The sequence below is a fragment of the Aurantibacter crassamenti genome, from assembly GCF_016811105.1.
GTDB classification, from domain to species: domain Bacteria; phylum Bacteroidota; class Bacteroidia; order Flavobacteriales; family Flavobacteriaceae; genus Aurantibacter_A; species Aurantibacter_A crassamenti.
Genome location: NZ_JAFBGM010000002.1, coordinates 292268 through 306934, shown reverse-complemented (window position 1 = coordinate 306934; position 14667 = coordinate 292268). Strand labels below are relative to the sequence as shown.

The 14667-nt window shown below is 34.5% G+C and carries 10 protein-coding genes; 1 reads left to right on the top strand and 9 read right to left on the bottom strand.

The genetic code is table 11. The features are described 5' to 3' along the window. Positions 1 to 281: 281 nt before the first annotated feature. The 5 genes from JQC67_RS13925 to JQC67_RS13905 all read right to left on the bottom strand — a co-directional run bounded on the left by JQC67_RS13925 (position 282) and on the right by JQC67_RS13905 (position 10156). A complete protein-coding gene (locus JQC67_RS13925) occupies positions 282 to 2693 on the bottom strand; it encodes an alpha-ketoacid dehydrogenase subunit alpha/beta (protein ID WP_203253529.1) in 2412 nt (803 codons plus the stop codon). 163 nt (positions 2694 to 2856) lie between these two features. Beyond that, positions 2857 to 5637, bottom strand: a complete 2781-nt coding sequence (locus JQC67_RS13920; protein WP_238934931.1) for a gluzincin family metallopeptidase — start codon at positions 5635 to 5637, stop codon at positions 2857 to 2859. Positions 5638 to 5714: 77 nt separating this feature from the next. Continuing rightward, positions 5715 to 6401: an LOG family protein gene (locus JQC67_RS13915; protein ID WP_203253528.1), complete on the bottom strand. Its 687-nt coding sequence runs from the start codon at positions 6399 to 6401 to the stop codon at positions 5715 to 5717. Between the two features lie 29 nt (positions 6402 to 6430). Then, positions 6431 to 9283: an excinuclease ABC subunit UvrA gene (gene uvrA, locus JQC67_RS13910; protein ID WP_203253527.1), complete on the bottom strand. Its 2853-nt coding sequence runs from the start codon at positions 9281 to 9283 to the stop codon at positions 6431 to 6433. Positions 9284 to 9379: 96 nt separating this feature from the next. Further along, positions 9380 to 10156 carry a TIGR03915 family putative DNA repair protein gene (locus tag JQC67_RS13905; RefSeq protein ID WP_203253526.1) on the bottom strand — a complete coding sequence of 259 codons (777 nt, stop codon included), beginning with the start codon at positions 10154 to 10156 and terminating at the stop codon, positions 9380 to 9382. A gap of 259 nt (positions 10157 to 10415) precedes the next feature. Between JQC67_RS13905 and JQC67_RS13900 the strand changes: the two genes are divergently transcribed. Continuing rightward, positions 10416 to 11180: an XRE family transcriptional regulator gene (locus tag JQC67_RS13900; RefSeq protein ID WP_203253525.1), complete on the top strand. Its 765-nt coding sequence runs from the start codon at positions 10416 to 10418 to the stop codon at positions 11178 to 11180. Here the strand turns inward: JQC67_RS13900 and JQC67_RS13895 are convergent. Genes JQC67_RS13895 through JQC67_RS13880 form a run of 4 tightly spaced genes read right to left on the bottom strand, consistent with a single transcriptional unit; the run spans position 11177 to position 14663 of the window. Continuing rightward, positions 11177 to 11605 (bottom strand): GNAT family N-acetyltransferase, encoded by a 429-nt coding sequence (locus JQC67_RS13895; RefSeq protein WP_203253524.1) that lies wholly within the window; start codon positions 11603 to 11605, stop codon positions 11177 to 11179. The two genes, JQC67_RS13900 and JQC67_RS13895, sit on opposite strands and share 4 nt — an antisense overlap. A 39-nt stretch (positions 11606 to 11644) precedes the next feature. Beyond that, a complete protein-coding gene (locus JQC67_RS13890; RefSeq protein ID WP_203253523.1) occupies positions 11645 to 12355 on the bottom strand; it encodes a hypothetical protein in 711 nt (236 codons plus the stop codon). Between the two features lie 4 nt (positions 12356 to 12359). Continuing rightward, complete coding sequence (gene ggt, locus JQC67_RS13885; protein ID WP_203253522.1) at positions 12360 to 14045, bottom strand: gamma-glutamyltransferase; 1686 nt, start codon at positions 14043 to 14045, stop codon at positions 12360 to 12362. A gap of 33 nt (positions 14046 to 14078) precedes the next feature. After that, the gene (locus JQC67_RS13880; protein ID WP_203253521.1) at positions 14079 to 14663 is read right to left on the bottom strand and encodes an acyl carrier protein phosphodiesterase; all 585 of its coding nucleotides are present in this window, start codon (positions 14661 to 14663) and stop codon (positions 14079 to 14081) included. Between the last annotated feature and the right edge of the window lie 4 nt (positions 14664 to 14667).

Below are 14667 nucleotides of genomic sequence, written 5' to 3'. Positions count from 1 at the left end.
ATAAATTTTTAGACGTTTTTCTATTTAAATCTTTTGACGCACGCCTTAAATTAAGTTTAAATGTGGGTGTTAAGACACATTTGTGCCTTGTTGTTTAGCACTTTATGAAAACAAAGTTGCTATTAATAAAAACGAAGTTTTCTTTTAAAAAGTACCGTATTTAAATTATCAACTTCATAGGTTACCTAACTTCACGCTCAAAATGTGCTGTTTTTTGCTTCTAAATTAAAGGTAATATCTACTATGAATCGATAGTGGCGTTTGCGTTTATTTAACTACCACTATCGTAACTTCGGATAATTATCAGGGTCCGTTTCGTGTATGATTGCATAAACCCTTTCAAATATGTCTTCGGCATTGGGTTTTGAGAAATAGTCACCATCTGAGCTATAAGCAGGTCTGTGGGCTTGAGCAGATAAAGTTTGGGGTGCACTGTCAAGATATTGGTAGCCCCCTTGTTTTTCAACAATTTCTTGTAGTATATAGGCTGAACAACCACCAGGTACATCCTCGTCAATTACCAACAATCTGTTGGTCTTTTTTAGACTTTTTATCGTGTCATGGTTTAAGTCAAAAGGCAATAAAGTTTGTGCATCAATTACCTCAGCATCAATACCCACCTCTGTCAATTCTCTTGCTGCTTGCATAACAATACGCAGGGTAGACCCATAAGACACTAAAGTAATGTCTGTACCTTGTTTTAGAGTCTCAACAACACCTATTGGTGTGCAAAATTCACCAAGATTAGTGGGCATGGTTTCTTTAAGGCGATATCCGTTAAGGCTTTCTATAATTAAAGCTGGCTCATCACTTTTCAATAAAGTATTGTAAAAACCAGCGGCTTGTGTCATATTTCTTGGTGATAAGATATAAATACCCCGAAGTACGTTTATTAGTCCGCCCATAGGTGAGCCAGAATGCCAAATACCTTCTAATCGATGCCCTCTTGTTCTAATAATTAATGGTGCTTTTTGTTTGCCGAATGTACGGTAACGCAACGTAGCCAAATCATCAGTCAAGGTTGCTAAGGCATAAAAAATGTAATCTAAATACTGAATTTCAGCAATTGGCCTTAATCCTCTTAATGCCATGCCTATACCTTGTCCAATTATGGTCGTTTCTCTGATACCTGTATCCGAAACTCTAACTTTACCATATTTCTTTTGAAGTCCTTCTAATCCTTGGTTTACATCACCTATTGCACCACTGTCTTCACCAAATATTAATGTTTCAGGGTATTTACTTAATAGCTTATCAAAGTTATCTCTTAAAATAACTCTTCCGTCTACTTTTTGCGCATCTTTTTCATAAATTGGACCAATTGCAGCTACGTTGGTTGCTTTGTTCGGAAATTCACTGTGCAATGATGAACTATACATGGGTTGCATATCACCCAAGAATTTTGTGACCCAATTTTGTAATGCCAATTTCTCAGCAGATTCTTCACCTAATAAATAGCGCAAAGCCTTACGGGAGTTAGATGCCAAGTCTTTTTTGATAGGCTCATCTATTGCGATAAGATCGTTTTTAATACGAGTCAAATGGTTTCTATTTGAACTTTTGATTGCCGCAGCATCAAGTAGTTCTATAAGTGCTCTTTTTAATTCTTTATGTGGTGCTAAATATTCTAACCACGCTTCTTTTTTGGCGGTTCTAACATCCTTTTTTATGGATTTCTCTAATTCAGATAATTCTTCTTCTGAAGTAATACCTGATTCTATTATCCATCCTCTAAAACGTTTGTTGCAATCGTTATCACGTTCCCATTGTAATCGCTCATCACTTTTATAGCGTTCATGCGAACCAGAAGAAGAATGCCCTTGTGGTTGGGTTAAATCTACTACGTGAATGACTACTGGTATGTGATTTTCTCTAGCTAAATCAGAAGCATGTTCATAGGCATGCATCAAGGCTGTATAATCCCAACCATTAACTTTTATAAGCTCATAGCCATTGCTGTTTTCATCGCGTTGAAAACCGCTGAGTATTTTAGAAATATCTTCACCTGTAGTATGATATTTTGCAGGAACCGAAATTCCATATTCATCATCCCAAATACTTATTACCATAGGTACTTGCAATACACCACCGGCATTTATTGTCTCTAAGAACATGCCCTCACTTGTACTCGCATTGCCAATAGTACCCCAGGCAACTTCATTTCCTTTTACTGAAAAATTAGCACCATTTAAATCTTCGAGCTGTCTATAAACTTTTGAAGCTTGTGCTAAGCCCAATAATCTGGGCATTTGACCAGCTGTACATGAAATGTCACCACTACTATTTTTTTGCTGGGTTAAGTCTTTCCAACTTCCATCTTCATTAAGACTGTGGGTAACATAATGTCCACCCATTTGGCGTCCGGCGCTCATAGGCTCTTTTTCAATATCTGTAGTTGCATAAAGCGAATGAAAAAGTTGCTTTGGCGTTAATAAGCCCAAAGCCATCATGAAAGTTTGATCCCTATAATAACCACTTCTAAAATCTCCGTTTTCAAAACTACGGGCCATAGCCAGCTGCGGTAGTTCTTTACCATCGCCAAATATTCCGAATTTGGCTTTACCAGTTAAGACTTCTTTTCTTCCTAATAAACTAACGGTTCTACTTAAAAAGGCGATTTCATAATCCTTTAGGATCTGTTCTCTAAAATCTTCAAATGAAATCTCGTTACTTGTTTTGGAAGTTATCTTCATTAAGCTGTGCGGAATTTGCCACAAAAGTAACACAACAAATACTTTTTTGCAATGTACATACAGCTATATCCTTTGAAATATTCCTAATTAATAGTTCAAAAACACACTTATTTGTTTTGTTATTTTTAATAAAAACAGAATAATTTAAGAATTTAATAACTGATTAGAACCATTTTCGAGTGAAAAGGCCTATTAGTGTTCGCGGGCTTAAAGTAACTACAAAACGAATTTTTTCACCGTAATTCGGTTGTGAAATTTCCCAACCGTTGTTTGAATGTAGGGGTAAATACAATTCAAAATAATCGGTTAATAGATTTAATCGAATACCTGAATCGTAAACAAACTTCTCATTTTGATTTTTGTTTTTAACGAAGCCTATATCTCCGTATACTTCTATCCATCGCCATAAGTTGACACTAGCATTAACCGTAGCAATCCAATCGTTAGAGAATCTGTAGCGTTCATCTAAAAATGATTTAAACCCACCTTCTGCTATAATTATTTGTTGACTGTAAATTCCTGAATTTTCAGATCTTCCTAAATACCCATAATCAAATAAATAATCTGTAGGGCGGTCAAGTGCAAAATTGAAAAAGTCAACCCCCGGATCTATTTTGTTCCTTAGAAATTTACCTGCAAAAAAGCGTAGATTTAATTGTCTATTGCTTTGAAATAATTTTCGGTATTCCCATTCAAAAGAAAGTTTCGTAAAAATACTTGATTGCTGCGCATCTATTAACCATGAAGAATAATCGATAATACCGTTATTCGAATTGTAAAAACGAGCGTTAAGTACACTGTAATCTGGATTTGTATCTAAATCATCTAAACTTTCATCTATGGTTCTAAATACGTTTATATATCTAAGGTTCAATACTTTTCTTTTATTAGACATTAGATTTTTTGGTCGCCAACCGAAAGTAAGTGATGGTGTTATTGTAGAATACCTAGAATTTATTTGAAAATGTGATGTTGATCCACCCAAAGAATAACTCGTAACATAGTGGCCGCTTTTACGATGATATTTTTTATAAGATACTCTACCCGATCCTACAAAAGACTTATCTCTCATGGCATATGATGGAGAAAAGTCATATACAAAAGGCCTTTCTAATAAAGTTTTATTGTAAATGCGAAGACCTGGTGACCAGCCGTCATATATATTAAAACCAAGTACTGGCACATAAAAAATTTGATTGTAATAAGGGTCTTCAGCGTCTTTTAAGAATTGAAATTTTAGCTTTTTATTACTGGATAGAAATCCTTTTAAAGATTTCCAATTATCACGTTGATTGAATTCTGGTATTTTTTGATCATAATTGAGTACTAATCTTTGCGCATCATTTCTTGCAATTATTACGGTGCTATCAGAGGTGATATTTGAAAACCAATATTTAGAAACTACAGAATCTTTCTTTAAACCAAACAATGAAATAGGAACATTACTACCTGTTTTGTTTCTTAGTGTAACTTTAACTGAATCTGCCGATTTTTCTACTTTTTTTATTTTGAAATCAATGCGTTCATCAGTACTGACATAATCATTAAAGAACCAATCTATGTCGGTGTTTGCAGACCTTTTCATGATAGACTCAAAATCTAAAATTTTTACGTCGTTCAATTTATAATATCTGAAAAAGGTTTTAATGCCTTCATCTACTTTTTCTTTCCCTATATAATTTGCCAAATACGCTAAACCAAGCCCTGCCTTATAATTATTTGCTATTTTTTGATTGAATTTTAAAAGCGAATCATTTGGTGTATTTAATGGTTGATCAATATTCTTTCGAGCCATTAGCATGTAAAGCAGTGGGTATTGTTCATTAAAATCCATTTGAGCTAAATGAAAACTTCGCACTCCCCATATTTTACTCAATTTTCCTAATAATTTTTGATCTGGATAATATTCTTCCACATACATTATCATCAAGTAGTTGGCAATTGCACCAGACAACCACTTTTCCTTTCTAGGGTTTAGATAAAGTGATTCATTTAAAATAACGTTTAGCGCCGTTTTAAGAAATTTCATTTCATACTGAAATTGCTCTCCGTATGGCCTTATAAACGAGGGCAATTGATTGATACCATAAAGTGGATTCTTACTGTATTCTAATTCGCTTACTAATAAATCATCATGAGGGTATTCTCCTAAATTTTCTACAATAAACTTCGATACTTTTTCTATTGATAAGCCTTGAGAAAGCTCATCATATCTTTTTGCTTCAATATCAGTAGTTACCGTCATGTAATCATTTACATGGGTTGTAAATCTTTTTTCTGGTGTTAATATTAACTCGCCACTTTTTTGATTTTCGCTTTGTAATTGAACCTGCTGTCCATTTGGAAATTGTGTGCTACCTAAAACCTTGTAATTTGATTCTATGAATAAACCGTCAGGGCAAACTAGATTAATAGTTGTTTCTGTAACATCGGTATATAAATCTTCTAAATTTTTATTTGAGTACAAATGCCATTTGCCATCGTAAACGGCAGGGGTGAGGTACCAATCTTTTAAATAATAGCCCCCTTTATTGTTATAGCCGTACTTGGTAAATTTATTTGGAGGCAAATTTACGTTGTAGGTGAGAAATACTTTTACAGAAGAACCCGGTTTTAAAGGCTCATTAAGGTACATTTTTAAGATATCTCTTTCGCTGGTGCGATCTAATCTTATGCCTCTATATTGGTCATCTACAACAGTTAGAATTTGTGTGTAACCACGTTCTTTTTTCTTAGCCAAATGTAGACTTCTGTTGAATTCTTCAGCAAAACGTTTTGCTAAACCGGTATTTTTATCAGAATAAGCGTGCGCCCAATCATTAAAATAGAGAAGCTCTAATGTGTCATCAGAATTATTTTTATAGGTAAATTCTTGTTGAACGTTAATTGTTTTGGTATCGCCATTGAGCTTGGCAGTTATTTGATTTTCATGCTGCGCAGACATATGTATTGCTCCCATAGAATAGAGCAAGGCACATAGTACAAATTTTATTTTCACAGCTGTATTCAAATGCGTATCGATTAAAAGTTCGGACTAAGTTGATGCCCTTTATAAAATGAGTTAATTATATCTACAACTTCATCTTCATTGTCAGCAATGGTAATAAGATTTAAATCTTCAGGACTTATATTACCTGCTTTCAACATTGTTGCTTTAACCCAGTCAACTAATCCTCCCCAAAACTCAGAACCTACCAAGATAATTGGAAATTTTTCAATCTTATGCGTTTGTATTAAAGTTATTGCTTCAAAAAGCTCATCTAAAGTTCCAAAACCACCTGGCATTACTACAAAGCCCTGTGAATACTTTACAAACATTACTTTTCTAACAAAGAAATAATCAAAATCAAGACTCTTATCACTGTCAATATAAGGGTTGTCATGTTGTTCAAAAGGAAGATCAATATTCAAACCCACAGAAGTACCACCTGCTAATTTTGCGCCTCGGTTACCAGCTTCCATAATTCCAGGTCCACCACCAGTGATGACACCGTAACCTGCTTCAGCAATTTTCTGAGCAATGCTTACCGCTAATTGATAATATTCATTGTCTTCTTTTGAACGAGCAGAACCGAAAATTGAAACACATGGGCCAATTGCGCTCATTTTTTCATAGCCATTAACAAACTCACCCATGATTTTGAACAATGCCCAAGAATCATTAGTTTTTATTTCATTCCAACCTTTGTAATGTTTTTCATTTCTCATGAACTATATTTTATATTATTTTAGAATAATTACTTCGATATTGCCCTTTTCGGAAATAATTCATCTTTTAAAAACTTAGCAGTATAACTCTTTTTGTCTTTCGCCACTTCTTCCGGTGTTCCTTTTGCAACTATCATGCCGCCACCGCGTCCGCCTTCATAACCGATATCAATGATATAATCTACCATTTTAATGACATCCATATTGTGTTCTATTACTAAAACAGTATTCCCTTTGTCTGCCAATCGATTCAAAACTTCCATAAGAACTCGAATATCTTCAAAATGGAGTCCTGTTGTTGGTTCATCTAAAATATAAAAAGTGTTGCCAGTATCTCTTTTAGATAGTTCTGTTGCTAGCTTTACTCGTTGCGCTTCACCTCCAGAAAGAGTGGTAGATTGTTGACCCAATGAAATATAACCCAAACCTACATCTTTTATCGTTTTGAGTTTTCTATGGATTTTAGGGATGTTTTCAAAGAAGTCTACAGCCTCATTCATTGTCATTTCAAGCACATCTGCAATAGATTTACCTTTGTAGCGAATTTCTAACGTTTCACGATTAAAACGTTTACCATGACAGGTTTCACATTCAACGTAAACATCTGGTAGAAAATTCATTTCAATAACCCGAAGTCCACCACCTTGGCATGTTTCACATCTACCGCCTTTTACATTAAAACTAAAACGACCAGGTTTGTACCCACGTATTGCTGCTTCTGGAGTTTTAGTAAATAATGATCGTATTTCACTAAATACCCCTGTATAGGTAGCAGGATTTGATCTTGGTGTTCTACCAATTGGCGATTGATTAATGTCTATTACCTTATCAATATGTTCTAACCCTGTAATTTTTTTATAAGGCATTGGCTTCTTTACGCCATTGAAGTAATAAGCGTTCATAATAGGGTAGAGGGTCTCATTAATAAATGTTGACTTGCCACTGCCTGAAACGCCTGTAATACCAATCATTTTACCCAAAGGAAATGAAGCGCTAATGTTCTTTAAATTGTTACCTGTACAGCCCGTAAGTTTTATTTCGTGACCATTACCTTTTCTACGCTTTTTAGGAACTTCAATTTCTTTCTTTCCCGTAATATAATCGGCCGTTAAAGTGTTGTACGTTGGTAATTCTGAAGGTTTGCCTTGTGAAATTATTTCTCCACCATGTTTGCCTGCTTTTGGCCCAATATCAATAACATGGTCAGCCCGCTCTATCATGTCGCGATCGTGCTCAACTACTATTACAGAATTACCAATATCGCGTAAAGCTTCTAAAGATTTAATTAGTCGATCATTATCTCTTTGATGCAAACCAATGCTTGGCTCATCTAAAATATAAAGTACACCTACTAATTGCGAACCTATTTGTGTTGCCAAGCGAATTCTTTGGGCTTCGCCACCTGATAAAGATTTTGAACTTCTATTTAAGGATAAATAATCAAGACCAACATCTAATAGAAACCGTAGGCGGGTACTTATTTCTTTTACTATTTCTTCAGCAATCTTCTTTTGATTTCCTTTTAGGTTATGCGCTAATTCATCAAAAAAATCTGCAAGCTCTGCAATGTCTAAATGGGCAAGCTCAGCTATATTTCTATCTGCTATTTTAAAGTAAAGTGAGGCCTTTTTTAAACGTGCGCCCCCGCATTCACGACATTCCTCTTTATTCATGAAGTCTTTGGCCCAACGTTTTAAGCTAGTTGATCCTGATTCTTCATATTGTGATTTTATAAAGTTTGATATGCCTTCATAATCAATTTTGTAATTACGTTTAACACCTAAAGTTTTAGAGTCTACTTCAAAACTTTCTTGACCACCAAACAGTAAAATTTGAATTGCTTCTTCAGAAATAGCTTTTATTGGATCATTTAATGTAAACCCATACCGTCGCCCAATGGTTTCAATTTGTCTAAAAGCCCATGAATCTTTATAGTCACCCAAAGGTGCAATACCACCAGATTTTATGGTTAATTTTTTATCAGGAAAAATCTTGTCAATATTTACTTCGTACACATGCCCCAACCCATTGCAATGCGGACACATGCCTTTTGGTGAATTGAATGAAAATGTATTGGGTTCAGGTGATGGATAGGAAATGCCAGTAGTAGGGCACATTAAATCTCGACTGAAGTAACGCGGTTCTGTGGTACCTTCCTCTAAAACCATTAAAACATTTTCACCGCTGTACATTGCAGTATTTATGGTTTCAGATAATCGTTTGTCTAAATCTTCTGTGTTACTGACTTTCAATCGGTCAATTACAATTTCAATATCATGAGTTTTGTAGCGATCTACTTTCATGCCTTTGACAATATCTTCAATTTTGCCATCAACACGCACTTTTACAAAACCTTGCTTGCCTACTTGTTCAAAAAGTTCACGGTAATGTCCTTTTCTAGATTTAATAATTGGAGCCAGAATATTGATTTTTTTTCCATCAAAATCCTTTTTAATTAAATCTTTTATTTGCTCATCACTATAACTAACCATTTTTTCACCGGTGTTATAGCTATGTGCATCACCAGCACGTGCAAATAGTAATCTTAGAAAATCATAAATTTCGGTTATAGTACCAACCGTAGAACGAGGTGATTTTGAAGTTGTTTTTTGTTCAATAGCGATTACAGGTGAAAGACCATCAATTTTATCAACATCAGGGCGTTCTAAACCTCCTAAAAATTGTCTGGCATAGGCTGAGAAGGTTTCAATATAACGCCTTTGTCCTTCAGCATAAATGGTGTCAAAAGCTAATGAAGACTTGCCACTACCCGAAAGACCAGTAATCACTACTAGTTTATTGCGAGGTATGGTAACGTCTATGTTTTTGAGGTTATGAACACGGGCGCCCTTAACCTCAATATTTTCTTCGTATTCTGTCATGAATTTGGCAAAACCGCAAAGGTATGGTTTTGAGCGGTAACCAAAAACCTGAGTGTATTTATTACATATTTGTTTTCATCAATTACTTTTTATGAATTATACTGCTTCTCGCTTTAACTGCGTTTTCTCATGTTTAGGTTCAGATACTTTTTGATGAAGAAGTTTTTTATTAATTAATGCCTTAACGGATGTAGACTTGAAGTAATTGTCAAATACTTCTAGAGAATTATAATCTAATTCAGATAATAATCCTTTTGAATAATTATTATTGGAATAGAATTCTTGTAAATCAAGTGAAATGATTTCTACTTTTTCTAAATCATAGAAAATTCCATAATTGCGTTTAATATCGTAAATCAACCATTCTTGTTCATTGTACTTCGAACGATAATGTTTTGATATTAAAGGTAAGATGTCAAAATTAGGCTCTAGGTTAATAAACTTAATATGATCTTGGGTATTTTGAAAACGTGCAAATGCCTCAACTCGTTGTTTTTCACGACTGACATTTTTCGCAATTAGCTCAATTTTTAATTCAATAGGGTTTGATAATGCTTCAGGAAAGACTTCTTGCTGGTCATACATATTTCTGATATACTTATAAAGAATCAGTTCAATACCTTTTGATTCACTTTGAAAGGCGAAATAAATATTCTTGATTGCAGTATTGCTCTTTTTTTGAACTCCATTCCACACACGCTTCGCTTTGTCAAGGTTTGTGAAAATTGTTTTGGTTTGCACAAAAAGGCCATTTTCAGTAGTTGAGTTCTTTTGAATATCAGTTATTGGCATGTTTAATTCAAAAGCCATGAATACAGTTGTTAGAAACCCATTGAAACTTCCATCATAAATTAAAATTCTTGAATCTGCCATAACTTGTAATTAAAGTGAATAATAGTGCTATTATGTAATTAATCCAAAAATATGGAAATATTCCTAATTATGGAAATAATCCATAAATATTTTGGATATATTCCTAATTTACTATCTTTGAGAGTATTCAAATGAGTCGATTTAGTAAGTTTTCAAAGGCAAGTAGTTGATATTTAATTGTTTTTGTGACTTTAGTTAATTCTATAGATTCATAGTATGGTTTCCGCTTTAGCCGAAATGACAAAATAATATTCTTTATATGGAAAATGAATTGACACTTAAGCGCTTTACTGATGTGCGAAGAGAATTGGGGTATACGCAGGCAGAATTTGCGAAATTGTTGGGTATTTCAACTACTACTGCCGATATTGAAAGAGGGCGTACCAAACTTTCTGGTAAGGTAGTAGCAGAGCTTTTAAAACAATTTAAAATTAACCCGCTTTGGTTGTTTGGTGCTAGCGAACAACAACATTTAGAAACTTCAAAAACAAGTGTAATACCTAAGGTAATTACGGTTGATTCATCTGATAATGAAAATATAGTGTTGGTTAATGCAAAAGCGGCTGCAGGTTATCCGCAGAATATACAAGATGTTAGTTGGTATCGTGAGTTGCCTGCTTTTGACTTGCCAATTCCGGAGTTTAGAAATGCCTCTTATAGAGGTTTTCAAGTTGAAGGTGATAGTATGGTGCCTAATTTAAAACCTGGTGAGTGGGTAATTTCAAAAGCAATTGAGCATATAGACGATGTTAGTGCTAATAAAATGTATGTAGTGGTCTTAGAGGATGCTGTACTTGTAAAGAAAGTTATTCGTAAGCCCAATTCTAATAATGTGACTTTGGTCTCGTTGAATGAGGCATATCCGCCGTATGAAATAAAACCTTTTCAAATTCAAGAAATATGGGAGGTGAGTAGTAAAATTACCTTTGGGGTGGATGCAACTACTGAAAATGGACTTCTAAAACAATTGCAAGAGTCTATGGAAGAATTAAAGAGTCAGTTTACCAAACAACAAGCGAGTTAATCAAATATTAAACGGTAAAGTCCGCTGTCTTTTAATTGGAATCCTAGGCTTTTATATAAGCTAATAGCAGCTGTTCTATGGTGGCCAGAGAATAATATAATTTCATTCAGCTCCATATTTTTAGCTTCATCAAGTAGTTTTTCCATTAGTTTTCTACCCAAACCCTTACCGCGTTGATTTCCGCTAACTATAACATCTTCAATCATACCTTTATGACCAGAGATAACTTTATAGGTAACCATTGCTGCCATTGCAATAAGAGTATTATCCTCTTTACAAACAGCCAAAACAATATTGTTATTGTTTTTAAGTGTTTCTGTTAATGATAGTTGTTTGATGTTGGAATTCAGTTCATTAAATAAATCTTTAACTTGTTGTTGGATGTCATTATTGATAACATCATGACGTAGTATTTCAATTTTCATTTCTAGAATTATTTATAGTGTTCTTTTAAAAGGATGCTATTAATTATAGGCTTTTACTTCGCCCATATCGAGCGTCATTTTATCAATTTTATGCCTTACTGGTAATAATAGGCCATTTTCCATTTTTTTCCAATCATTCCATGTGGCTTCAAGGCCACCTATCGGAATAATTTTTACCCACATTTTATAACTTTCAGGAAAACCATTCGCATTTAATTTCCATAAGTATGAGTCCCCTGGAGTAGAACCACCAGTTGAATATGTAATAAGTAATCCATCTGACCCATCTTCTAATTTTACAATACTACGAGTGGTTCCCTTATCAAAAATTTTAAATGGAGCAACCAACCAATATGAATCATTATTGAAATAGTCTAAAGCTGTATCGACCGTTTCTACTGATTGTTCATTATTTAATGGCTTTCCGTTTTTTGTAGCTGTGCTTTTTGAAGTTTTATTGAGATTAAGAATAACTTCAATGTCCTCCCATTTGACTAGTACTTCCCCATTTTCTTTGTCCCATTTATAATTGTGTTTTCCACCAGCAAAAGACCATTCTAAAAAACGTGTTTGTTGGTACAAATCATAATTTATGGCAGTCAACATTTTTTCGGCTAAGACATCAGCATGGACTCCTTGTTCTGATTGGGGTAATGGTTGATTATAAATAAGGTACACAGCTAAGAATCCTATAAAAATAAGTCCTAACAAGACACTAGCAATTTTCAGTAATTTTTTAAATAGTTTCATAATATTAAAATCCTACTGCAGTGTCGTCTCCTCTTTTATCTGCGCCGCCTTCTAGGCTGCCATCAGGCAATACGCGAATAGCATCTACTTTACCAATAATTGGTGTGCGTTCTTCATTAATTAAGTAGCCTTTAGTTTTAAGATTTTCTTTAAGTTCTAATGGAAAGCCTTCTGGTTCAAAAATGACCGCATCAGGAAGCCATTGATGATGAAAACGAGGTGCATTAACAGCTTCTTGCATGCTCATATTGAATTCATATACGTTAAGTATGGTTTGTGCTACCGCCGTAATAATTGTTGAACCACCTGGCGTACCAACTACCATATATAATTCACCATTTTTTTCTATTATAGTGGGAGTCATACTACTAAGCATTCGCTTTTCCGGAGCAATAGAATTCGCCTCTGCACCAACAAGTCCGAACATATTTGGCACACCTGGTTTCGCACTAAAATCATCCATTTCATTATTTAAAAAGAATCCCAATTCATTGGAATATAATTTTGAACCATAGCCTCCATTAATTGTTGTGGTTGCAGAAATAGCATTTCCTTCAGAATCTACAATAGAGTAGTGGGTAGTTTCCATACTTTCTACAATTTCAACGTTTCCATGGGAAACATCGGCCGATTTTGTCGCCTTATTCCATGAGAAACTTTTCATTCGGTCTTCTAAATATGAATCGCTTAGTAATTCATCTAGCGGAATAGTTACAAAATCAGGATCGCCCAAATAATAATTTCGATCCGCATAGGCTCTTCTTGAAGCTTCAGTAAATAATTGTACAGTTTTTTCAGAATTATGACCAAAAGATGCAACATCATAGGGTTCCATCATTTTAAATATTTGATTAATTGTGAAACCTCCGCTACTGGGTGGACTCATTGAAATAATCTTGAGATCTTTATAATTAAAAGCGATGGGAATACGCCATTTTGCTTCATATTTAGCCAAATCTTCCACAGTGACAAAACCGCCTTTACGTTGAATAAATGCAGCAAGTTTTGTAGCCGTTTCACCTTTGTAAAAACCGTCACGACCATTTTTTGCAATACGTTTTAATGTATTTGCCAAGGCATCATATTTTATAGTGTCACCTGCCTTACAAACCAAAGGAAAAGCCAAACTATCGCCATTTACCTTTAAAATAATTTCTCGGTAACTCTCTAAACGACTGTCTTGTTTTTCAGTTACAACTACCCCTCTTTCAGCTAAAGCTATTACCGGTTTTAAGATTGTTTCAAAAGGTAGCGTTCCGAATTTTTTATGTACTTCAAACACACCGGCAACAGTGCCAGGTACTCCTACTGCAGTTGCACCAACAGTGCTCATTTCAGGAATTACATTTCCGGTAGAATCTAAATACATATCTGCATGCGCTGAAAGTGGTGCTTTTTCTCTATAATCAATTGCTCCTGTGGTGCCATCTGCTTTGCGATACACCATGAAACCGCCACCACCTAAATTTCCAGCAAATGGATAGGCTACAGCTAAGGCCATTTCTGTAGCAATCATAGCGTCGAAAGCATTGCCGCCTTGCTTTAAAATATCAGAACCTATTTTTGAAGCTTCTACTCTTGCAGAAACTACCATTGCCTTTTGGGTTACCAAACCTGTAGGTACTATTGGAGCTTTTTTGCAATTGAGAAATAATACTATCGTAAAGGAAATCAAGAATGCTTTTCTCATATTTGGTAGTTTGTTTATAGGTCTTAATTCACCTTAAAGTGAGATAAATTTTTGCTTTGCATAAACTCTTAATTCTTCAAAAAAATCTGTGAATTCTTGTTCAAATTCATCGTAATGTTCTTCAAGGTCTATAATTGCAAAGTTCATTTTAGACTTGTTTTTTGTTCTTCTATTTACTCCGTTTAAAACCCTGCCAATTCCTTCCATTTTAGAATAGTTATACAGCCAGTTATCCGTAATCATATAGGGCATCATATGCTGTACGCCATGTGGCAATATTTCAAAATTATCTTCTAAAAGGTCATAAAATCTGTCAACAAATACATCTAAAGGCACATCAGAATATTTCGCCCAATTTTTAGCTAAAAAATGATCGTAAAATATATCAACAATAACCATACTGTAATGACTATAGTTTTTATGTAGCCGTTTGCTACTCATCTTCGGAATGCGATGCGCATCAGTATAAGTATCTATTTTTCGATGCAGCATTATACCTTTTTGAATTTGTTCCGGTAGATGTTTGTATTTGTTTCCGCGAATACTATCAGCAATGAAGTTTCCTATACTGATTTGGTCATCACCGAAAGAGAGGTATATATGGGCTAAAAAATTCATATGG

Coding starts and splice junctions, on each gene's coding strand:
- JQC67_RS13925 (WP_203253529.1), bottom strand. CDS start 2,693: ATGAAGATAACTTCCAAAACAAGTAACGAGATTTCATTTGAAGATTTT.
- JQC67_RS13920 (WP_238934931.1), bottom strand. CDS start 5,637: ATGTCTGCGCAGCATGAAAATCAAATAACTGCCAAGCTCAATGGCGAT.
- JQC67_RS13915 (WP_203253528.1), bottom strand. CDS start 6,401: ATGAGAAATGAAAAACATTACAAAGGTTGGAATGAAATAAAAACTAAT.
- uvrA (WP_203253527.1), bottom strand. CDS start 9,283: ATGACAGAATACGAAGAAAATATTGAGGTTAAGGGCGCCCGTGTTCAT.
- JQC67_RS13905 (WP_203253526.1), bottom strand. CDS start 10,156: ATGGCAGATTCAAGAATTTTAATTTATGATGGAAGTTTCAATGGGTTT.
- JQC67_RS13900 (WP_203253525.1), top strand. CDS start 10,416: ATGGAAAATGAATTGACACTTAAGCGCTTTACTGATGTGCGAAGAGAA.
- JQC67_RS13895 (WP_203253524.1), bottom strand. CDS start 11,605: ATGAAAATTGAAATACTACGTCATGATGTTATCAATAATGACATCCAA.
- JQC67_RS13890 (WP_203253523.1), bottom strand. CDS start 12,355: ATGAAACTATTTAAAAAATTACTGAAAATTGCTAGTGTCTTGTTAGGA.
- ggt (WP_203253522.1), bottom strand. CDS start 14,045: ATGAGAAAAGCATTCTTGATTTCCTTTACGATAGTATTATTTCTCAAT.
- JQC67_RS13880 (WP_203253521.1), bottom strand. CDS start 14,663: ATGAATTTTTTAGCCCATATATACCTCTCTTTCGGTGATGACCAAATC.